At 69.0% G+C, this 22,120-nt stretch carries 12 protein-coding genes; 3 read left to right on the forward strand and 9 right to left on the reverse strand.

Annotation, left to right across the window (positions count from 1 at the left end; genetic code table 11):
* Positions 1-54 precede the first annotated feature (54 nt).
* Entirely contained in the window at positions 55-2,067 is a 2,013-nt protein-coding gene (locus tag ACF07B_RS06650; protein ID WP_392177996.1) for a hypothetical protein, read from the forward strand.
* 66 nt (positions 2,068-2,133) lie between these two features.
* On the opposite strand, the gene ACF07B_RS06655 is transcribed toward ACF07B_RS06650, so the two are convergent.
* The 9 genes from ACF07B_RS06655 to ACF07B_RS06695 form a co-directional block, all read right to left on the reverse strand.
* Positions 2,134-3,219: a hypothetical protein gene (locus tag ACF07B_RS06655; protein ID WP_392177997.1), complete on the reverse strand. Its 1,086-nt coding sequence runs from the start codon at positions 3,217-3,219 to the stop codon at positions 2,134-2,136.
* Positions 3,216-7,832 carry a hypothetical protein gene (locus ACF07B_RS06660; protein WP_392177998.1) on the reverse strand — a complete coding sequence of 1,539 codons (4,617 nt, stop codon included), beginning with the start codon at positions 7,830-7,832 and terminating at the stop codon, positions 3,216-3,218. The genes ACF07B_RS06655 and ACF07B_RS06660 overlap by 4 nt, the downstream gene beginning before the upstream one ends.
* A gap of 2 nt (positions 7,833-7,834) precedes the next feature.
* Entirely contained in the window at positions 7,835-8,611 is a 777-nt protein-coding gene (locus ACF07B_RS06665; RefSeq protein ID WP_392177999.1) for a hypothetical protein, read from the reverse strand.
* A 39-nt stretch (positions 8,612-8,650) separates the two neighbouring features.
* Entirely contained in the window at positions 8,651-10,123 is a 1,473-nt protein-coding gene (locus tag ACF07B_RS06670; RefSeq protein ID WP_392178000.1) for a hypothetical protein, read from the reverse strand.
* Between the two features lie 101 nt (positions 10,124-10,224).
* A complete protein-coding gene (locus ACF07B_RS06675; protein ID WP_392178720.1) occupies positions 10,225-12,489 on the reverse strand; it encodes a Helicase associated domain protein in 2,265 nt (754 codons plus the stop codon).
* Between the two features lie 29 nt (positions 12,490-12,518).
* Complete coding sequence (locus ACF07B_RS06680) at positions 12,519-13,850, reverse strand: AAA domain-containing protein (RefSeq protein ID WP_392178001.1); 1,332 nt, start codon at positions 13,848-13,850, stop codon at positions 12,519-12,521.
* Positions 13,847-15,361, reverse strand: a complete 1,515-nt coding sequence (locus ACF07B_RS06685) for a hypothetical protein (RefSeq protein WP_392178002.1) — start codon at positions 15,359-15,361, stop codon at positions 13,847-13,849. Before ACF07B_RS06685 ends, ACF07B_RS06680 begins: the two co-directional genes overlap by 4 nt.
* Positions 15,358-16,494, reverse strand: a complete 1,137-nt coding sequence (locus ACF07B_RS06690; protein WP_392178003.1) for a hypothetical protein — start codon at positions 16,492-16,494, stop codon at positions 15,358-15,360. Before ACF07B_RS06690 ends, ACF07B_RS06685 begins: the two co-directional genes overlap by 4 nt.
* A 32-nt stretch (positions 16,495-16,526) precedes the next feature.
* On the reverse strand, positions 16,527-17,387 hold the full coding sequence (locus ACF07B_RS06695; protein WP_392178004.1) for a hypothetical protein: 861 nt from the start codon (positions 17,385-17,387) through the stop codon (positions 16,527-16,529).
* A gap of 133 nt (positions 17,388-17,520) precedes the next feature.
* On the opposite strand from ACF07B_RS06695, the gene ACF07B_RS06700 reads away from it, so the two are divergent.
* The gene (locus ACF07B_RS06700) at positions 17,521-18,813 is read left to right on the forward strand and encodes an exonuclease SbcCD subunit D (RefSeq protein ID WP_392178005.1); all 1,293 of its coding nucleotides are present in this window, start codon (positions 17,521-17,523) and stop codon (positions 18,811-18,813) included.
* Positions 18,810-21,992 carry an AAA family ATPase gene (locus ACF07B_RS06705; protein ID WP_392178006.1) on the forward strand — a complete coding sequence of 1,061 codons (3,183 nt, stop codon included), beginning with the start codon at positions 18,810-18,812 and terminating at the stop codon, positions 21,990-21,992. The genes ACF07B_RS06700 and ACF07B_RS06705 overlap by 4 nt, the downstream gene beginning before the upstream one ends.
* Positions 21,993-22,120: the final 128 nt, after the last annotated feature.

Raw genomic sequence — 22,120 nt, forward strand, 5'->3', positions numbered from 1 at the left:
CGGATGTGCCCCCAATGCGGGAGCTATGGCTCTTGGGCCCGTCCGGGGAGTGGCTTGGCCATCTTCCTGGACAGCTTGACCGGGCTGGGTCTTCTGTACGAGCTGGACAGCTACCGCGACGCGGATGAGGACACCCCGAGTGACGAAGAGGTCCGACGGGCGGCGGGCCTGCTCCACCGGCCTTGGCTCGACGGCCCGGAGTCCCTCGCTGTGCATGACGAGGAAGAGGCGTGGGAGGAGCTGCAGGGGGCCAGACGTGTACGCCAGAGGGTGTTTGGTGAATGGTGCGGTGCACTGGCGAGCATGCACCGCACGCACCAGCATCTGGAACTGTTCCCATGGCTGAGGCCGTGGGCTGAGGCTGCGATACAGCTGAAGGCCGACCGGTTGCGCACCTTGCAGGCCCAGACCCGGCTGCTGGTCACTGAGGACGCGTTGCTGACGGCGGCCGCGGCAGCAGCTCAACAAGAGCCTCATGTCCCCGTCAACGAACCGGTGTTCGCGCCGCTGGGCGCTCCGGCCCAGGCGAACAAGCAGATGCGGTCGCTGTGGCAGCGGTGGCAAAGGGCGGTCGGGAGCAGCTGGGACCACCCGCGGGAACAGACCTACCTCGTCCACCATCTGGCAGACGGGATGGGCAGCCGCCGCAAGGGACGCGACCAGCTGCTCGAGCACGCCCGCGCCATGCTGACCGAATGGGAGACTGCCGCCCGGTCGGCAGCCGCCGGACAGCACAATGCGCGGATCCTGGTCACACACCTTCCCCGCGACCCCGCAGCGGAGCACGATGCTCTCAAGTCGCTCCTTTCACAGCTGGATGAGTGGGAGCTGGGCGTTCTCGCCTCGTACACGGTCGACACCGCCTGGCATCCCCAGTCCGTCATCACCGTGCAGGTGCCCGAACCCGTGGCCGCGCGCCTGCTGGCCCAGCGTCACGGCCTCTCCTACAGCGAGCCGAAGGCAACCGGGACTGAACCAACCACAGCCGAGCCACCAGCAGATCACCGCCCCAGGGGCGAATCACCATTCGGGCCCGGGGTGTTCGACGACACTCCGGTCCACAGCAGGCGCCTGGTCAGCCACGAGCACCTGCGCATGCTGCGCGCCGTCGCGCGGGATGCGGAGCAGCTGTACGTTGTCCTTTCCCTTGAAGCCGGGCTCGAGATCGTGGCGCTGAGTGTCCTGGAGCAGCGTTGCACTGCGGGATGGCAGGGAGTTCTCGTTGCGGGAGCCAATGACCTTCCCGAGGCTCTCTTCGAAGCCCATCTGTCCACGCCAGGTCCGGTTCTGTCGGAGAGCGAGGAGATTTGGCCCGCACGTATCCATGATCCCCACCACGAGGCGTTCGGCCACCGGCTGGGCATAGAGGAAGGCGAAAGGCTGATGATGCGCCTGTGCTCAGGGCGCCGAGATGCCGGCCACGCCCTGCGGTCGCTGGCTCTAGCGCGCGGGGTGGCCGATCTGCGTGAACTGGAAGGGGTCGGGTTCGACGATCGGGGATTTGCGCGTCGGCCGTTCGCGTACGAAGTCTGGCACGGTCTGCTGGCCATGGAACAGCTGGACCTCGAGCCCTTCGTACCCGACACCGATACCGCATGGCGGCGTGGATCGGGGCTGCCGCTGGGCGTGCTTGCCAAACTGCAGGCCTATACCTCCGACGCGGCTGGCCGGTACCAGGGCAGGGCCCATTCTCCGGGCTGCGCCCACCGGCGCCCGGAGCACGGCGTTAGCCGCGACGACGACCTGGTGACCGTCGAAGAGCTGATGGGCAGCGAGGGCTTCGACCCGTGCAGCAAGTGCGGGGGTTACGCCGTACGCCGGCTCGGCCGGGATCAGGTCGCCTACTATCGCGCCGCGCACCGGCTGCACGACCTCGTGCAGAAGGTGCGCACGGCCGCCTGTCGCGGCAGAGACGTCGCGGAACTGGCAGCAACACTGCAGAAGTTCGCCAGCTTGGACCGGAAGACCACCGAGGCCTGGTTCCCTTCGCGAGAGGAGGTTCGCCGGTGGCAGCGGATCGTGGAGGGTCTGCGGCATGAACTGCCTCCCCTGCCGGGACCGGTATAGCGCATATGAATCCCACGGCCTTGAACCCATGCCTCGGGCCTGGGAATTCCAGGCTGGCGGGCGAGGTCAGGAAGGTGCCCACCATGTCGTGTCGTTCAGCGCGGTGCGGTCGATGCGTTCCTGGGGCACGCGCAGCCTCTGGTTCAAGCGGTCGATGACCTCGGCTGGCATGTTCAGGGCGCGGGCGCGGTCGAGTGCCGAGGGCGTGTGGGAGGAATCGGCCGTCAAGTCGGGGCCGGTGGGTTCGGCGCGTGCGACGGCCTGCCACAGAGGGCGGCTGATGTCTGCCGTCAGGCGTGCTGCGCGCGCGGCGCCGATGAAGTGGTGGGCGGCCTCGATGCCGGCGATGTCGACGTCGCCGGCGTAGTCGATGCGTCCGGGGTTGACGCCGGTGAGATCGTGTAACCGGATGAGGTCGGTGAGGAGGGCGGCGGCTGCGTCTCCCCCACCGAAGACGACTGCGGCGTAGGAAGCGCCTGAGGTAGTGCGCAGTGCGCGCCAGGCGGAGTCGAAGGTGGCCCGGTTCTCGACCACAAGGAGGGGTCCGGTGTGGTGGAGGACGGCGATGCGCAGCGCGCCAGTGGGTGCTCGGCAGGCGAGGCACTCAAGAGTGAGGCGGCCAGGAATGAACAGAGGGCCGGTGGCGAGTGCGGTCAGGCGTTTTTCGTCGTTGAAGATCTGCAGGGAGCGCTCTTCTCGGGCGATCACAGGCCGGGGCTGTCCGGTGGTGGCCAGGAGCCATCGGTTGATTCGAACGGCGTCTAGGCGCAGGTGGGTTGGGGGGCGGGATGTGCGGATCCAGCCGGGGGTCCACTGCATTGCACTGCCCCAGGGTTCGTCGGCGGCGTCAAGGAGCTGTCGGGCGGGGGTGTAATTGGCCGGGACGGCGATGCGTGCGGGCAAGCGGGGGGTGCCGGCGTCCCAGAGTCGGCCGGCGGGTGCGGGCAGGGTGATCAGGCCGGCGTCGGCCAGGTGGTGCAGTGCGTGGGCGAGGCGCAGGCGGGCGGTGACCGGGTCAGGCCAGGCCGGGTCGGCCTGGGCCCACAGGCGGTGCAGCTCTGCGGCGGTCAGGCGTGCCCGGCTGGTGGTCAGCAGGGTGTCGGTGAACAGGTCAAGGATGTCCTGGGGCGGCAGGGGTGCGTGGAGGGTCATGGGAGGGCCTCTTCGTCGAAGAGGGCCGGGGTGGTGTGAACGGTGACGGCGGAGAGAGCGGGCCAGGCATCGACGGCTGGGTCGCGGGTGGAGTCGGTGTCGCGTTCGGTGGTGGAGACGTACAGAGTGCCGTCGCGCAGGAGCGGCTGCAGGTCGGTGTCGGTGATGTCGTAGGGGACGACGATGTTGGCGTTCTCCCTGCGGGAGACGCGCAGTTGGATGAAGCCGGGGAAGACGGTGAGGGCGCCGAGGTCGCGGATTCCAGTGAAGGGAATGAATCGGACGCCGAGGGAGGTGGCGATGTCGCGGGCCAGGCGGAGAAACGCCGGCTTGGTCACTTTGGCGAAAGGGTTGTCGAGCAGCAGGGTGGTGTGGTGGTGGCCGTGGACGGCGGCGCGGCGGGCGGCGAGCAGCGCGGCGAGAATGAGAGCGAACGTGACGCCTTCGCCGCCGGAGGTTTCCACCGCGAGGCGGTCGACGGGTTTGTGCAGCGGGTCTAGAGGGTCGCAGGGGATCAGGACGCGGGCGCTGAAGGTGGGGGTGGCGGCTTCGACGAGCTGGTGGATGGTGGCGTCGGCGTCGAAGTTGGGCCGGGCGGGGTGGGCATGGGGGTCGAACCATTTCTGCAGCAGAGACAGGATGGCGGCCCGGCGTTGGTCCTTCTTCGTATCGAGGCCGGAGAGTTTGAGCAGGGGAAGGCCGGCCCAGCGGCCCAGGGCGGGTGTAGTGGGCAGGTAGGAGTCGCGGACGGTGGCCTGGACGCCTCGCAGGAGTTCCTGGACGGCGGCGAAGGCGGTACGGCTGAGGTCTTCCACCCGTTCGTCGAAGGAGTCCACGATGTTCTGCAGCAGGGCACGTCGTTCGGTGGTGCTGTGGTGGTGGGCGTCGGCGTCCTGCAGGAGGCTGGTGCGGCGCAGCCCGCGGAGCATGTGGACGAGTTTGTCACCCGAGACGACATCGGAGTGCACGTCGCGCAAGGCGGCTTCCAGGTCTTCGAGCTGCCGGGTGGCGAGGCCTTCGTGCCGGGTGAGGCGGCGGTGCAGGGCGGCGATGTCGCTTCGCAGAGTGGTGCGGGTGTGTTCCAGCGCGGTGGATGGGTCTTGCTCGGATGGGGTGGTGGTTGCCAGGACCATCACGCGCTGGACAGGCTCCGGAGCAGGGGGCGCGGGGGGTCGGCCTTGGACGTGATAGGCACGGTCTTCGAGGTCGACGCTGGGGATGAGGCCGCCTGATGAAGCCAGCAGGGGCAGTTCTGCCTGCAGCACGTTGACAGCTTGGGCGGTCAGGTCCCTGGCGGCTCGGGCATGCTCCAGTTCCATCTGTGCTGCTTCGAGGATCTGCTCGGCGCGGGTGCGTGCGGCTAGGGCCGTTTCGCGGGCGGCGGTCAGGCGGCCGAGGACGCGTTCGGCTTCCTCGACGGTGGCGGCGTGGTCGTCTGCGTCGGGCTGGGAGGTGCGGCGCAGTCTGCGCAGTTCGTCTTTGACTGTGGTGACGGCGGTGCGCTCGTGTGTGGCGTTGCTCGTCAGTGTGCCGATCGTGGCGTTAAGCGTGAGGAGTTCTTGCCGGGCTCGGGCCGCGTTCTGTTCGTGTTCGTCGGCGCTGTGGCCAGGGTTGCGGTCGTGCAGCAGCCGGGCGGCGTGCTGGACGGGCTGGGGTTTGTTGTCGAACTTCTTCTGGAGCTTTTGGGCCTCGTCGTGGTGCAGGTTTTGTTCCGCGGTCAGTTGGGGGTCGCTGACGGCTGCGCTCCAGTGCCGGTGGCGGGTTGCAGCGACTTCGTTGAGCGTGCCGAGGTCGAGGCGGGCGTCCGAGGGATCGATATGGTCGGCGTCGGTGACGAGTTCGTCGCCTAGGCGCTGGGCTGCTGCGACCGTGGAACGCAGGTCGCTCAGTTGGGTGCTGATGCGTTCACGGGCGCTCTGCGCTTGTGTCTGGTCGGCTTCGGCGCTCTGGAGGTCGGTGCGGGCCTGGGTCTTTTCGCTGTCGGCCAGCTGTTTGTCCTCTTCGGCCTGCAGGGCCTCGGATTCGACTTCGCTGCGACGTGCGGCCTGCTGGGCGAGCGGCCTGAGCCGGCCGGCCCGGTCGGTGATGGCGTCGATCTCCTGGTGCAGTGCGTTCAGGCGCCGCTGGACAGCCTGCAGCTGTGGGGCGGCGTCAGCGAGCTCTTCCTGCGTCTGGTCGCGGACGCCGTGGGCCTCTTCGCACCGGGCTCGCAGTACGTCGACTTCGCGTTCGGCGGCGTGGAGGCTCTGTGCCCCGATGCGCTCGCTCCATTGAAGGACACTCCGGCGCAGGTTCTCGGCCTGGTCGTAGCGAGCGCCGAGGTCCTGGCGGTGCTGTTCTCGGCGGTCGGCCTCAATGTGGCGGTCGTCGATCTGCACGCGTGCCGCTTCGAACGACCAGTGGGCTTCGTCGGGCAGGATGACGATGACGTCCTCGGGCTGTGTCGTGCCTGCTTCGAGGGCCTGGGGCGTGGCAATGACCAACGGGGCGTCGAGATCTGCTCGGGCCTGGCTGGCCAGTTCCACCACGGCCTGCAAGTCCTCGGGGACGTTGACGACGATGCCGTCGGCGAGGGCCGGATGGTGGCGCACGATGGCTTCCGCAGCCGGTGCCGGCAAGTTGGCCAGGTAGGCATACGTGCTGCGAGCACCGTACTTGTGTTTGGCGGCACGGCGGCAGATCTCGGCCACCGTGGGAGGCGGCGGCAACAGGGTAGTGGTCTCCAGGGCCGCCACGGCTCGGCGCGCGGCGGCGGCTTGCACAGCGGCATCCAGTTCCCGCGCTTTGGCCTCCTCGACGGCCAGGGCCAGGAGTTCGGCGATCGCCTGGTCCTGGTCCGGCAGTCGGATTGGGTCGAAGTCGATGAGCGCGCTGGCGTGCAGGTGCCGGGTGAGATCGTCGGTCTCGTCTTGCATCTGCTGCAGGAGGCTCTCTTGTGCACGCAAGGCCGCATCGGCCCGGGCAGCATCCTCCACGTGCCGGCCCTGTGCGCGGGTGAGTTCCGCTGTCAGGCTGATGAGGTGGTCGTTCTCGCGTTGCCGGTCGTCGTTTTCGGCGCGTAGCACGCTGTGCTGGGCCACGGCGGCCTGTAGCACAGCGTCCGGGGACTCGCTGGCATCCAGCACGCCGTTACGGACCGCGTCACGCAGGGCGCCGTCGATGCGGCCGATCTCCGTCCGGCATGCCTGCAGACGAGTGTCGGCGCTGGTGGAGTGGTTGGATGCTTCCAGGAGAGCGTCGTGTGCCGCCGTGATGGCATGGCGTGCGGCCTCCTCCGCCGTGGTGTAGGCGGCGTATTGCTCTGTCAGCCGTCCATCTTCCTCGTCCAGACGCCGGGTCAGGGCGAGGACTGCGGATGCGGCGTGGCGGCGGTGTGGCTCAGCGCCCTGGCTGCGTGCTGCGAGGGTGGCACTGATGTCCTGCACGTGCCGGCGTTCGGTCGCGAGCCGGACCAACAGGGCGGCCGCGTCGGCAGCAGCGGCGCCTGTCTCGGCTTTGGTGAACTCTGCTTGGCAGGCTTCCAGTTGCTGCTCGGTGCGCTGCAACTGCAGCTCGGCGAGCTGGAGTCTGCCGGCAGTCTGCCTGGCGTGGGTGTCGCTGTAGGCGGCCAAGGCGTGGTGCTGGGCTGTCTCCGCCTCCGTGTGGGTCTGCTGGTGCCGCTCGAGGCGGGCGTCCTGGTCAGCTCCCTGTCGGTCCAGCTGGCTGAGGGCGGCCAGCAGGTGATCGATCCAAAGGTCGCGGCTGGTCTGGAGTTCTGTCAGGTGGTGTTGGTGGAGGGCGAGAGCTTCGGTGTGTTGGACGAGGCCTTGGAACAGTTCCAGTCGCCTGCGGTCCAGGGCGAGGCGGTCGGCGTCCTCTCCCAGCTGGGTCAGTGCGGCCTTGAGCTGGTTGATCAGGTCCGGTGAAGCGATCGCCTTGATGAGACTGTTGAGGAAGTCGCGGGAGGTCGCGTAGGTGAAGACATGGTCCGCTGCGCCTTCGTCCTGGTTCATGGCGAGCAGCCAGCTCTTGACGAATTCGACGTCGATCTTGAGGGTGTGGCGCAGGTAGCGGTCCCAGTCCTCCTTCTTGGCAGTGATCTCGATACCGGAGCCCGGGTGGCTGGTGCGCAGTTGGGTGATGACGGTCTGCCACTCGTTGTGGTCCAGCAGGCGGTGGGCGTTGCGCAGCGGGAGGTTCGCCAGGGACAGGCTGAGGGCGGAGGCGGGCAAGGACCAGAAGTACTCGCCGGAGACGGGATCGTCTTGAGTGCTGGTTGCCGGCTTGGTCAGGCAGGCGCCAAGAAGGAAACGTTGAGGGGGTTGCCCAGGACCGCTCGGAGGCGTCTCGACCTCGAGGATGATGTGGGTGGGAGAACCGCCGGGCACGTAGTGCTCGATGCGTTTTTCCTTTCCCTGCTTTTTCTGTCTGCGCTGGGCGATGCGGGGCAGGAAGTAGTCGGCGCGCGGCAGCAGCACGTGGAGGAGGAAGGCCAGCAGGGTTGACTTGCCGCCGCCGTTCTCCAGACCGATCACGGCGTGGGCGTGCTGGGCCAGGTCCACGGTGAGGTCGGGAACGGCAACCTTGTCGCGTACCCGGAGATTGACGACTCTGAAACCGCGCAGGGGTCCCACGGCTACTCCTCGGGTTCTGGTCCGGCCTCGCGGGGCGAGGCCGGTTCTGTGCGGGTGGCGGCGTAGGCCTGGAGGTCTGTGAGGAGGCTGTCGGCGAGCATGGCCCGGCAGCGTGCCAGGAGTCGCCTGCGGGGGCGGTAGACGCTGTCGCGGACGGTTGTACCTGCGGTCTTGGCGACCAGGCGTTGGCCGTGCAGGAAGGTGAGAACTTCGTGCACGAGATACTCCGTGCTGCGGCGTCCTGCTCGTTTGGTGGTGGGCACGTGAGCGGGCAGCTGGAGCCAGTGCCACCACAGGGGTGCTTCGTTCCCGGGTGGGTCGGTGGTCTCTTCTTCCTTGTGCCGGGCAAAGCCGGCGATGAAGTCGGCAAGCTGAGCGGCTGTGAAGGTGGCGGCCGCGGCCAGAGGGTCGGCCAGCAGGTCGTCGAAGTCCGCGGCGGAGGGCGCTACGTAAGCCAGCAGCGCGACAGGAACCAGGAGCCGCGCGGCCCGGGCTGCGGAGTTCTCGAAGTTCTTGTTCCAGGGCAAGTCGGCGGTGCGCTGCGGCCATGCCCAGGGGCCGTCGGGCTCGGTGTCGAGCAGTAGTCCGTGGTGCGGATCGGCTTGTGCGACGAAGCACCCGGCTCCTTCGAGGATGTCGTCGACCAGATTGCGGAAGGCTGCGTCTGTGCGATAGCGGTCGAGCAGGGCGCGGTAGCGGGCGCCCTGTCCGCTGGTGCCGGGGACTGCTGTCGTGTCGAGGGCGAAGGCCACGAGACGTCCGGCGTCCGTACCGTCCATGGGATCCCTTCTGGGAGCTGTCCGGGTGGAAGTGCTGCTCTATCGGGGGCGCGGGATGAGGATCAATTCGTCGCCTGCGATGCCGGTGGCCGTGAGGCGGGTTCCAGGACGGACGACGGTCAGGCGGCCGGTGAGGAAAGCGCCGGCGGCGGGCGGCAGGTCGTCATCGGCCCCGTGGAAGCCGCCGTAGGCGCTGGCGACCGTGACGGCCAGTGCCCAGGGCACGAGGCGGGCTGTAGGAGTGTCGAGGACGTCGGAGTGCTGAAGTTCCTCCAGCAGGGTGGACAGCCGGGTGGGCTCGGTGACGCTGTCCAGGACGTCCTGCACGGCAGCCAGTACGGCTGGGTCCAGGTCGCCTGCGGCGGGGCGCAGGTCGCCGATGTCGAAGGGATCCCGGTCCGGCTCGCTGGATCTGCGGGCGGCAGGCGTCATGATGTCCTGCAGGCGCAGCAGACTGAGTACACGTGGGGTGCGCGGGCCCAGCAGCCGCACCATCAGGGGCTCCAGCAGGTCGGCGGCGTCCTCGGGGGGCATGTCCAGCAGCGGTGCGAACAGCTGCCCTTGCGGGTTGATGGTCAGTCGGCGCGGTGTGAACAGCTGGCGGTCCTGTTCGGTTTCGAAGGAGGTGTTTACCTCGGCGCCGGTGCGCTGCAGCGTCAGCAGGGCGACGACCAGGTCGTGCAGGCTGCTGTTGAGCCGCTGGAGCCTCGCGTAGTCGGGTGCGTTGAGGTGGAAGTGTTCGGCCACGGCTTCGGCGAACTTCTCCTCCGCATCGACCTGTTCGCCGACCAGGGTGATGATGTCGGCCAGGCGGGGCATGACATCGCCTTGGTAGTCGACGTCGCGGACGTTGTAGGTGATGCGGCGCAGCAGGCTGTTCAGCTGGGTGGCCAGGCCGTGGACGCTGAGGGTGCGACGGTCGACGGAGTCGAGGACTTCGTCGTAGTCGCGGCGCTTGAGCATGCGTTCGGAGCGGTAGCGCTCGGCGGAGAGCCGGTCGAAGGGGTCGAAGGCGACGAGGTTCTGGAAGACGTTGATGGCTTCGGGGGTGGCGCGCAGGACGGGTTCGTCGCTCTCGTCGTCGGCGGTGGCAGTGACGAAGGCGAAGGACTGCACCACGTAGCGGGCCTCGTGGCCCGTGTCGGGTCGCACGTAGCGGTCGGTCATGCGGGTTTGCCGGTCGCGTTCGTTGACCAGCAGGTCCATGACGGATTCCGCGATGTCGTGATGCGTGACGGGCGGGTCCTGAGGCTGCTGCCAGGCGCACAGGCTGGTGATGTCCTCGACCAGGGCGTTTCGGGGGCGGCCGCCGCTGAGCCGGTCGTTCTCAATGACGAGGTGTAGCGCGCCGAGCAGTACGGTGATCAGGTCGTAGTCGTCCCACTCACGATGGGTGCGGCGCAGCGCGTCCAGGCGGACGAAGAGTGCGGCCTGCAGGCCCGCGGTGCGACGCTGACGGCTCTGCCACTGGTCGAGAAATCCCTGGAGCTGCTCATTGAGTTGCGTCGGCACAGATAGCCCTCCCCCGGCCGTGGACAGTACGGGCGCGATACCCGCTTTGGTGCATGAATGAGCAAAATGGCGTGAATGCTCGCGCGATGGCCGCCGCCCTGCTAGCCGTCTGCTCTGATGTCGTCCAACCCGAGTTCGGCCAGGGCGGCCTGCCGCTGCGGGCTGAGACTGCGGCGGCGGATGTTGCTCAGCCACTGGCCCAGGCGCACGTGCTGGCCTTCGACTTCCTCGACATGGCGCTGCGGAACGTCGAGATGGCCCTCCCGGGCGCGGAAGGCCCGTGCAGCCGTCAGTCCGCGTTGGAAGGCGCGCTCACGTGCCGGCAGTTGGCCGTTCTTCTCCGCAGAAGCAGTCGCCCTCGGCAGATCGAGACCCAGGTGCTCGAGGAGGATCCGCTGCTCGGGGTGAAGGTCATCGGCACGTGCGCACTGGACCTGGAACCACTCCCCCGCTGCCGAGGCCGTGCCGCCTTCTTCCCGTTCTCGACGGGCAGCGTGGTAGGCACGCTGCCAGGTGGTCGGCCAGGGCGGGTTCCACCACCGGTCCAGGGTGGTGAGGGCAGTGGCGCGTTCTTCGGCGAGGCCCGCGGCGCGGGTGCGCTGGGTGGCCAGCCAGCGGCCCAAGGGGAAGCCGTCATGGACGTACTCAACCGGTACGGCGAGGTGGCCGTAGCGGGCGCTGTACGCGGTGGCGTGGTCCAGCCCGCGGTCGAAGGCCTGCTTCCGGGGGTCCCAGATGATGCCTAGGCGTTCCAGGGCGCGGGTGCGGGCTTCATCGAGGGCACCGGTGGTGTGGAGGTGGCGCTGCCAGGTGAGCCAGCGGCCCAGGGGGTAGCCGGTGGCGTCTTCGTAGGTCTGGGGGATGTCGAGGTGGCGGTGGTCGCGGTGGTAGTGGCGGGCGGCGGCAAGGCCGCGGCGCCATTCGGCGCTCTTGGGTGCCAGCACTCGCAGGGAGAGAGCGAGGGCAACTTCCTCGGCCTGGGTGGGGCGGTCGAAGTGCAGCCATGCCTCAGGGTCTTCTGCGGGCATGGTGGGGCGGTGGGTGCGGGGATCGGCCAGGCGTGCTTCGAGACGGTCGTCGTGGGCGCGCAGGGCCTGGATCGTGTGCCAGAGGGGGGTGTAGGCGTCGGCGCCGAGGAGGTCGTCGGGGTCTTCGCCGGGGGTGAGGTAGACGGGTACGACCAGGGTCGCCTTCTTGCCGGCGCCCGGTTGCTGGCGCAGGGCTCGGCCGACCGCCTGGACGGTGTCGACCGGGCTGTTCTTGGGGTCGGCGAAGACGACGGCATCGATGGCGGGCACGTCGATGCCCTCTCCCAGCACGCGGGCGTTGGACAGCACGGCCGGGGTGTGGGGGTCGGTGTGGGAGGCGAACTCCAGCAGCAGTCGGCGGCGGACCTGGGGGGTATGGCTTCCGCTGATCCAGTCCGCCCACAGCCCTTGCGGGCGCAGGTCGGTGGGCAGGGTGGCGGCGGTATCGGCCAGGGTGGTGGCGAAGGCGCGGGCTTCTGCCACGCGGTGGTGGAAGGTGAGGATGCGGCGCAGTTGGTGATCGTGGATGGCGCGCAGGGCGGCGACTTGGCGGCCGGCCAGGCGCAGTCCGTCGACGCCGGCTCCGGGGCCGGTGGCGAGCCAGTCGCGCAGGTCTGCGTCGGTGACGACGGGGACGAGGATCTGGTAGTCGGCGAGCAGACCGAGGTCGATGGCGTCGGACAGGGTGAGCCGGTAGGCGACTGGGCCGAAGAGGGTCTCGTCGTCCATGGAGGCCACCGCGTCGGTGTCTTCGCCCTGGCTGTCGCCGGGGTCCCAGACTCGGGGGGTCGCCGTCAGGTAGAGGCGGCGTGTGGCGGGGACCTGGTCGTCGTGGTGGACGGCGGCCCAGGCCTTGCCGAGGCGTCCGGCGGTGCGGTGGGCCTCGTCGACGACGGTCAGGTCCCAGGCGGGCAGGTGGTGGTCGCGGTGGGCGGCAATCACGGCGGGCAGGGAGGCGTAGGTGGCGTAGGCCGTGACCGTGCCGGACTGGGATGCAGTGAGAGCGGCCAGGTCTGCGGGGTTGGTGGTGAGGGGGACGTCGGAGCCGAGCGGTTCGTGGTCGAGTGCCTGGCGGGCGGAGCAGACCGCGATGGCGGTGCCTTTGCGTCCGGCCTGGCGCCAGGAGCGGATCGTCTGCGACAGCAGGTCCAGCGTCGGCAGCAGCACGAGGACACGGCCACGCGGAGCGATGCGTGCGGCGGTACGGGCAGCGATCAAGGTCTTTCCGGTGCCGCAGGCGGCGATCACGCTCGTGCGGGGGTGCTGGGTCAGGTTCCTGGTGGCTGCGGCGACCGCGTCCCTCTGGTGGGGGCGCAGTGTCAGCTCGGAGGGTGCCATGGGCAAGGGCGGCTTCCAGAAGGGGGTGGTCAGGCGGCTGGGATGCGGTGCTGGGAGAGGTGTTCGAGGACGTGCTGGTGGGCTTCCCAGCCGTCGGGGAACTTGGCAGGGACGCCAAGAGGAACGGGGTCGTTGGAGGGATGGCGGTCGAGGAGGCCTGTGATGCCGGCGCGGGCGACCACGATGCAGGCGTGGCGGTGGCGGGAGGCCAGCACGCACAGGCGGCCGGCTTCCAGGTGGAAGGCGGAAGCGTCACGGCGGCCGGAGAGGGGGTGCAGGACGATGGTGACGGCGAATTCGCGGCCCTGCAGGCGGTTGGCAGTGTCGGCACGCACTCCTCGGGTTTGGGCGGTCTGATTGAGGAGCTGCTGGATGTGGCGGGCCTGTTCGCGGTGCGCGGTGCCGATGGCGATGTCGGCAGGCTGAAGACGGCGCCCGTCGGGATGCTTCTCGCAGACGGCGTCGGCTCCGCGGATCAGGAGGCGGGAGGCTAGGGCGACAGTGGCGCGGGCGGCCTCGGCGTCGATACGTGCGGTCTGCCGGAATGGGAGCTCGTGCAGGGCCCAGCCGGTGCGGGCGGCTTCCTCGACGGTGGCGTCGCAGGGGTCGTGCAGTCCTGGGGTGGTGAGGGTGAGGGTGCGGGTGGCGGGGGCTGTGCCGGGGTGGAAGGGGGTGAAGGGGTAGAAGGCGCGGGAGACGAGGCCGGCTGCCGAGGGGGGAAGGCGCCAGGAGACGGGCAGGGTGTGGATGGTGGCGTCGTTGTGGTTCGTCAGGACGGTGACGGCGTTGTTGAGGGGGTCGTGGGGCAGCCCGGTCCACCGGGGGGTGCTGACGATGGAGAACGGGTCGAGCTGTCCGGGGTCGCCCACGAGGAGGGCGCGGTCGAAGAGCTTGGCGATCAGCAGGAGGGCGTCGGAGCGCATCTGGTAGGCCTCGTCGATGATGGCCCACTGCCATCGGGGTCCGTCGATGTAGGCCCACTTCATGGCGGTTGCGATGATCACGTCGCAGGAGAGGACGTCTTTGATGTCCTTGCTGATGATGGTGTCGCTCAGGGACAGGACTTCTTCGGGCGCCTCGTAGGTGCCTCCGGTGAGACGTCCCACGCGCAGCCGGGGTGCTTCAAGGTCGGCGAGGCTGATCAGGAGGTCGTCGACCTGGTGGTTGGTCTGGGCGACGATGATGCATCGTTCACCGGCGGCGGCCAGGGTACGGGCGGCGCGTACGACCAGGGTTGACTTCCCTGCGCCCGGGGGCGAGTCGACGACCAGGGGCTGGTCGGCGTCGGCGGTGAGTGCGGTGAGGATGCTGGTGACGGCGGCGTTGGCCAGTTCCTCGGGTGGAGTCGAGGGCTGGGTCATGGCTGGGGCTCCTCGGTCTGCTCCAGGGCGGCGGCAGGGTGGTTGTGCTGGGGCCCGCCGTGGGTCCAGGGGGTGTTCTCGCGGCTGGGAAACGGGGGCCGGCTGAAGAACTCGGGGGCGAAGGTGAGCTCGAGCGTGTCGCCGACGGCGGGGACGGAGTCGGTTCTGGGTTTGTTGACGGTGCCGGTGAGGGTGGTGACCTCCAGGAGGAGGTCCGTTCCCCGGCCGCGGGGCGTGATGGCGCGGACAGCGAGGTGGACGCGGGGATTGTGAGGTCCGGTGAGGAGGTGTCCGGTGTCCAGGCGTACCGGGTCGGTGGTGTGCAGGGTCAGGCGCGGGCGCAGTTTGGGGCTTCTGGCGCCGGGGATGGTGTGGTGGGCGTCGACGTCGGTGACGGTGCCGGTGAGGGCTTCTCCGGTGGTGCGCCGTTCGGCCATGAAGAAGGGGTCTTCCAGGGCGCGGTGGGCGTCGAAGGCGCCCTGGGCCAGTTCCATGCGGGCGAGCCGGCGAGCCGCGGAGACGGCGTCGTCCTTGATGGGCTGGGGGCGTCCGTCCTCAGCGAGGTAGGTGCTGTAGGCGGTGAAGCGGTCACGGTCGGAGGCCCAGCGGCGCTGGGCGTCCTGGGTCTGGGGCAGGCTGCGCAGCAGGCCAAGAGCGTGCCAGGTGTCGTCCCAGGTGGGCTTGAGGTAGTCGTGGAGGAGGGTGTGCAGCCGGTCGGTGAGCCGGAGCGTCGCAGCGGTGTTGCCCTCTTTGGCGGCGTCGTCGTAGGCCGTCAGCAGGGGGTCGAGTTCGAAACTGTCGAAGGACGGGTCGGCGGCCGGGCCGGCAGGTCGGTGCAGTTGGCCGTCGGGACCGGGCAGTTGGGGGTTCTCGGCCTCGAGTGCGGCGTCCAGGCCTGTGGCTCCAAGGGGAGGGTCGATCCAGGCGAGGAGGGCGGCCAGGTGTTCGTCCTCCATGCGGCTCTGCCCGGTGATCCAGCGGGTGGTCAGCAGGTCGGTCAGGGGCAGCAGGAAAGCGGAGCCGGGGTGTTCGGCGTGGTCGGCGAAGAAGGTGAGCCACTGGCCGAAACGGCCGATACTGCGGGCCGGGTCGGTGCCGTCGGGTGGGTCGGTGAAGCGCAGGGCACGGCCCAGCCGCTGTATGTAGGGGATCGACCTGCGGTTGGCGACCAGGAGTTGAGGGGCATGGGTGTGACGTTCCCGAGGAGGCTTCTTGCCTTTCGCGGGCAGGTGTTCGGTGTTCTGGAAGCCGTCGATGTAGGTGAGGATGTGGTCGGCCAGTTCCTCACGGAATGCGGTGGGCCGCCCGGTGGGCGGTGCGACGAGGAGGTGGGGGCGGGCCGGATCGTCGCCGAACATGACGGCCAGCGGGCTCGCTTCGGTGCCGGAGCGGTTGAGCGGCAGGAAGATCAGCGGCTGCTCGGTGAGGTGGAAGTGGCTGACCATGCTGGCGTCCTGCACCGTTTGGGTCTGGGCTGCCTCGAGGCGCAGCAGGGTGGACAGTCGGCTCATGCGGACTCCTGCAACAGTTGGTTGCGGACTGCGTGCGCGTGCTGGAGGGCGAGGGCGAGGTCGGTCTGGTCGGGGGCGGGCTCACGGGTGCCGTCGGCAAGGCTCAGTGCCGTGCTGATGTGGTCGACGCCGCCGAGGTCGTCGCAGATGTCGCTGCCCAGGACGTCGATCAGTCCGTCGTCGCGCGCTTCGCTGCGGCAGACGTAGGCCAGGTCGCAGAAGTAGCGGCAGGCGGGGATGTAGCGGGTGGTGGTGGTCTGCAGGGCTGTGGTGAGTTCTTTGGGGTCGCGGGTGGGCCGGTCGTCCTTGTCGAGGGCGAGATCGAAGGTGGTGTGGGCCGGCAGTTCGTCGAGGAGCGGCTCGATGCGGGTGAGTCGGTCGAGCTGGCGGGTGAGGGCGGCGATCTTCTTGCGGGCGTCGACGATCTTGGCGGTGGGCTGGCGGGTGAAGTTGCGGGGCGTGACGAGGATGATGTCGTGGGAGACCTTGTCGCCGTTGATGCCTTCCTTTTCGAGGAGTTCGCGCAGAGCGAGGATGTAGGCGGCGCCCTGGGTGACGGCGGCGGCCACTTTCACGGGACTGGCCTGGTCGTCGAGGATGGCGAAGGACTTGATCTCGATGATGTGGAAGACGCCGTCGATCTGGAAGGCGACGACGTCGGGTTCGAGGTAGACGGGGGCGCCGGCGACGGTCAGCTGCAGGATGGGGTGGTCCAGCAGTGTGCGGGCGGGACTGGTGGATCGGGCCGCCTCCAGGACGGCGTTGCGGGTGTGGGCGTAGCGGATCTGGTGGGAGGCGTCCTGGGTGCCGACGACTGCGAGGTCGGTGTGGGCGGCTTCGGGTAGTGGCAGGTCCAGGATGTCGCGCAGCAGGCGAAGCAGTTCGGCGCAGCCGTCGGCTTTGACCTGCTGTTCGAAGGTGGCTCCGCTGCGCATGGCGATGGAGGATTTGGCGAGCGGGCGGGGTTTGCCGAGGTGGACGGCGATGGCGTCCTTGTCGACCCCGGCGGCGTCCAGCAGGGCACGGCGGTTGCAGCCGGGGTTGGTGGTCAGGGCTGCGAGGGTGCGGGCGTCGTGCCCTTTGGCGGGGACGGGGCCGCGCAGTATGGCGAGCCGGTCGTCGAGCAGACTCACGTTGTTTCCTTGCAGGGACGGGGCGCAGGCGGTCAGGGCACGGAGCGCAGGTGGCGGGCGGACTGGAAGGATCCTCCGAACAGCAGTGCCGCGTCGTCGAGTTGGCCGCGGGCCCGGGCGGCGGCCTGGGTGCGGCTTGCGGTGTCGCTTTCGGTGTGCAGGGTGAGTTCGTCCTCGGCGGCGCGGCGCAGCAGTGCCAGGTCGAGGGGGGCTCCGACCGGGTTGGACTGCGATATAGGGGGTTGGGCGCCGGGGATGTTCTGGGCGTAGCGCGCGAGGAGTTGGCGGGCGGGCAGCGGCAGGGTGTCTGGGTCGAGGCGTTCGGCGGCGTCCGCGATGTTCAGGGCGCTGGTGAGGAAGTGGACACGGGCGCTGAGTGGGCCGACGATGCGCTGTTCCAGGGACCAGGTGCTGACGGTGAGCAGGCCGCGGGCGGGTGAGAGGAGGTCGGAGGTGAGTGCCGGGCACAGGTAGTAGGGGCGGGCGCCGGGGGCGCTGCGGTAGGAGCGTTCCTCGTCGCGGCGCAGGCTGGTCAGCCGGGAGGCCGCCAGCGTGCCGGCGAAGAAGGCTTCGTGGACGGTGGTGATGAGTTTGGGGGCGGCGGGCACGGCGAGCAGAGTCAGGACTTGGTGGACCTGTTCGCGTGCGGGCAGCAGGGTCTGCGGTTCTGCGGGGACGTCGGGCGTGGGAGCGCTGCTCTCGCCGGTGTCGGGAGTGCTGTCGTCCGCGCTCTCTTCAACCTGCGCGAAGAGGGCGTCCCAGGCGCGTTGGGTGCGCCGCAGTTCGTCGCGAAGCTGCTTGACCTGATCGCTTTCACGGGCCAGTTGGGCGCGCCGCATGGCCTGCTGCAGCTGATGCATGCGTTGTTCAAGTGCGTCCAGATGCTCGTGCATGATACCCACCCTACCGCATTCCAGGGTTTTCCAGTCTTCTCCTGTGATTGCTGTTGTAGAGTCTCTGGCACTTCGTCAACTGCCTTTGCTGCAGTAGGCACCGGCAGTTCTGCCGCACCGAGGAGAACCGTTCATGAAAGCCCTGCACACATCCGACTGGCATCTGGGCCGCACGCTGCTGCAACGCCGCTCGCGGGACGAGGAATTCGACGCTGTCCTGGCCGAGATCACCGCCATAGCGGAAACGGCCCAGCCGGATCTGATTGTGCACAGCGGCGACCTGTTCGACACCTACCGGCCCGCCCACAAGGACGTTCATCGCGCGATGCGCTGCCTCAACGGCCTTGCACGCATCGCACCCACCGTGGTCCTGGGCGGAAACCACGACTCCCCCGAACTGTTCAACCTGCTCAACTACATGTCCACCGCTCTGCGGCCGGACGCCGACCAGGACCGTCTGCAGTTCGTGCACAGCCGCGGCGACGCAGACCCGGGGACGGTCCTCGACTTCCACAGCCGCGACGGACGCGAACGCATCCGCCTGGCCGCCCTGCCGTACGTGCATCCCAATCGCTACCTGCACCTGTTCCCCGGCTTCGGAACCACCGAGGGCGCCTACGCGGCCGGTCTGCGCGAACTTCAGGACGGGCTGCTCGCCCGCCTGCTCGACGGCTACGACCCCGGCAGTGATGTGCTGCTGTTCACCGCCCACCAGTACGTGGCCAGTTCGGTGCCCTCCTACAGCGAGCGGATGTGGGAGGCACGCGAGCCCTACGCCACCGCTGCGGACGCCCTTCCCCAGGTCGCCTACTGCGCCCTGGGGCATATCCACAAACCCCAGCCCGTCGGCAGCGGCCGGCTGCCTGCCCGCTACGCCGGCAGCCCCCTGCAGATGGACTTCGGCGAGAGCGAGGAGACCAAGAGCGTCACCGTCGTCGACGCAGCACCTGGCAGGCGCACGCTCATCACCCCGCACACACTGCACTCCGGACGGCGCCTGGCACGCTTCGACGGCACCCTGGAGCAACTCGCCGCCTCCGCCGCCCAATACCGCGGCGTCTACCTCAAGGCCGTCGTCCACAGCAACGAGCCCGTCCCCCGGCTCGGCGAGCGGGTCTCCGAACTGGTGCCGGACGCCATCCTGGTGGAAGTCGAGGAGGAGTGCGCGGCCACCCGAGCCACTGTCCTGACCGGCGCCGACGCCGATGACGACGGTCAGCTCGACGTCACCGCGGCGTTCAGCGCCTACCTCGCCGATGCCGGAACCCCCGGCCAGAACGCCGACGAGGTCGTGGCCGCCTTCGCCGACCTGCTGAACACGCCGGACACCGTGCTGCCCCGCTCCCCCGCCGAACACCTGCTCGCCGACGCTATCGCCGCCCCCTGGACCAGCGCCGCATCCAGCGGAACGGAGACCACCTCATGAAGATCCTCCACCTGACCTTCTCAGGAGTCCGCAGCTACCCCGGCACCTGCGAGATCGACTTCACCGGCAAGAGTCTCGTCGGCATCCTCGGCGACACCGGCGCGGGCAAGACCAGCATCCTGGAAGCCATCACCGTCGCCCTGTACGGCAGATGCTCCTTCACCGACCAGGCATCCCAGCTGCGCTCCGACGACTGCCAGGCCATGACCATCGACCTCGCGTTCAGCGTGGACGGCCGGGAATGGCACGTGCACCGTGTCTTCCACACCACGCGCGGTACCCAGGCACGGCTGACGGATCCGGACAACAAGCACGTCGACGGCGCACGCGCAGTCGATGCGGCCGTCCGCGCGCTCCTGGGAATCGACTACATCACCTTCAAATCGTCCGTCCTCGTGCCGCAAGGGCGCTTCGGCGACCTCCTCAATGCGCGCGACGCCGACCGCTCCCGCATTCTGAAGTCCCTCTTCGGCGTCGATGAACTGCAGCGGGTGCGCCAGCTCGCCGACGAGGCCGTCGGCCGGGTCAAGGACCTCATCCACCAGGCGCGGGAGGAAGACGCACGGCTGCTCGCCGACCCCCGCACGCAGGCCCAGGAGGCCCGGGAACAGCACGACCGAGCCGCCCTCGGCGCCACGGACCTCACCAACCGGCTGGCCGAACTGCGCTCGAGGCAAGCCGAAACCGCACAGGCATCGCAGCATGCCCTCCTCAGTTCGAACGCCGCAGCCGAACTCACCCAGCGGCGCGTGAGCGACTACGCCCACACCACCGCCACCATGCGGCAGGCCCAGAACGAACTGCAGCAGCTGCAGGACGACAACGCCGCGGCCGAGGCCACCGCCCAGGAGGGTCTCCGGATCTTCACCGCCGAAAGGACAGCAGCCGACACGGCGGGCCTGACCTCCGACGCGCTGGCAGCCGCCGCCCAGGTCCTCAGGGACATGCCCACCAGGCTCAACGCCCTCGACGAAGGGCGAACGGCACACAGGCAGTCCCTGGCCGAGCTTGCAAGTGAGGAAGAAGCCCTGGCGCGGCGCGCCGACGGGCTGCAGGACGCCGAGGAGCGCATCACCGAACTGCGCGGAACGGCGCAGGACACCAGCGAGGAAGCAGCCGCTGCCGTAGAGATCCTGCAGGCACTGACGACCGCTGTCCGGCATGCCGGCGAAGCGGCAGGCATGCTGGCGCAGCAGCGCGCAGACCTCGCCACCGCGGCCAGCAAGCTCAGCACCCTGGTCCAGGCTCCCCCGGGCAGCGACCCGGAGAACGCCCGGACCGCGCTGGCCACCGCGCAGGAGGCACTGGACGGCATCCGGCGCCGGGAAGCCGCCCACTCGGCAGGCGACGGTCTGGGCGCAGGAGATGCCTGCCCCGTTTGCGACCGGCCACTGCCCGGAAACTACCAGCCGCCGCAGCCGCAGGACGCTGACGCCCTCGAGCATGCTCGGACCGCGGTGCAGCAGACCTCCGCCCTGCTGAGCCGCTCCGAGCAGGAACACACCCGCCACGCACATGAGATCGAAGTACTTCACCAGACGCTGGCGGAGCAGGAGCAGCAGGTCGAAAAAGCCGTCGCCCGGCTGGAGACTTCCCTGCCTGCGGTGCGGGAGCAGGCGCTGCAACTCGCCTCGCATACCGCCCACCGTCAGCCTGCGGTATACGCCAAAGAACTGGAGAAAACGGTCGCGGCAGTTCTCGCCCGCACGGCCGACACCGCACCGCCGACTGTCGCCGAGCGGGAGGCACTGACGGGTGACCTGCTGGAGGGCGCCCGCAGCCGTGTCGCTCATCTGCAGGAGGCAGCCGCTGCCGGCAAGGGCGAACTGGCGCGCGCCGAGGCGGAACTGGACGCAGAGCGCACTTCACTGGAAAAGGCCACCCAGGCCTCGCGCAAACAACGCGAGCAGACAGCCAAGAGGGGCGAGAGCCTGGAAGCGGAGCAACGCAGCCTGCTGGCGAGTCTGTCCGCGGTGCCCGAACCCATGCGGGCCACGCTTCCCCTGCCTCCGCAGGTCCCCACGGCCGGTGGTCTGGAAGCCGCGGCCGAGGCCGTACGGAAGGAGCAAGGCCGCCAGCAGGAGCTGACCGAGCGGCAGGAGCAGCTGCGTAGACACGCACAGTCGCTGCTGACCGAACGGGGTGAACTGGCCGAGCGCCAGCAGCGCGAGGTCACCGATCCCCTGCACGGCCTCCAGGCACGGCTGCAGCGCTGGGCGGACAGCGCCAGCAGCGCAGCGACGCTGGTCGCAGAGTCCGATCGCCCCGCGCTGCCCTCCCTGGCCACAATGGACGATCCTGCCGCTGCGGAAGAGTACGCCACGGCCCTGGACGCCGTCAGCACCCAACTGCTCACGGCACTGGAGGAACACGAGACCACCGCGCGCGCGGCCAGGACAGAACTGACCGCGCAGCTTTCCCTGCATGCCCACGAGGTGGCTGGCGCTTACCCAGGCACCACGATGCTGCAGATGGCCGATGACATGGATCCGCTGGATTCCACCCTCCTGGACGGTCTGAGCAGCCAGGCCGGCACCCTGCGCAACGAAGCCGCGCACGCCCTGAATGACGCGGAGCAGGCCCTGTCCCAGATCCCCTACAAGGAGCAGCTGACGGCCGTGCTCACCGCCGGTGAGCACCAGTTGGCCATCTGGAAGGCGGTGAGCACCCATATGACGGACGGGAAATTCCTCGGCCATCTCACCGACCTGCGCACCCGCGCCCTCCTCGCACACGGCAGCGAACTGCTGCAGCAACTCTCCGGAGGGCGGCTGGGTTTCGCCGACAACTTCGACATCGTCAGCCTCACCAGTCACACCTGCCGCAGCTCCCGCACTCTCTCCGGTGGAGAAACCTTCCAGGCCTCGCTCGCCCTCTCCCTCGCCCTGATGGAGATGCACAGCCGTAGCGGCACCCGCATGGAAAGCCTCTTCCTCGACGAAGGCTTCGGCACCCTGGACTCCGCTTCCCTCGACAGCGCCCTGCAGGTCCTGCGTACACACGTCGGGACCGACACGCTCCTGGCCGTCATCAGCCATCTGCGGCCGGTCGCCGAGACGGTGCACGACGTGCTGTGGGTCGAAAAGGACCACCGCGGTTCCCAGGCACGCTGGCTCAGTGCGTCCGAACGCGACAGCCTCGTCCGCGAGGACCTGCACAATCTTGCAGATCTGGCCTGACCTGCTCCGCGGCCGCCGCAGTTCTGCCATCGACGGCTGCGGCGCCTAATGTCTTGGCGACTCGGAAGGCCTCGCTCGCCGAGCGGAAGGCCGGCCGGTGAGCGGAAGGCTCGCGCACCGCCGACACC

The sequence above is a fragment of the Streptomyces sp. NPDC015532 genome (genome assembly GCF_043078065.1).
In the GTDB taxonomy this organism is placed as follows: Bacteria; Actinomycetota; Actinomycetes; order Streptomycetales; family Streptomycetaceae; genus Streptomyces.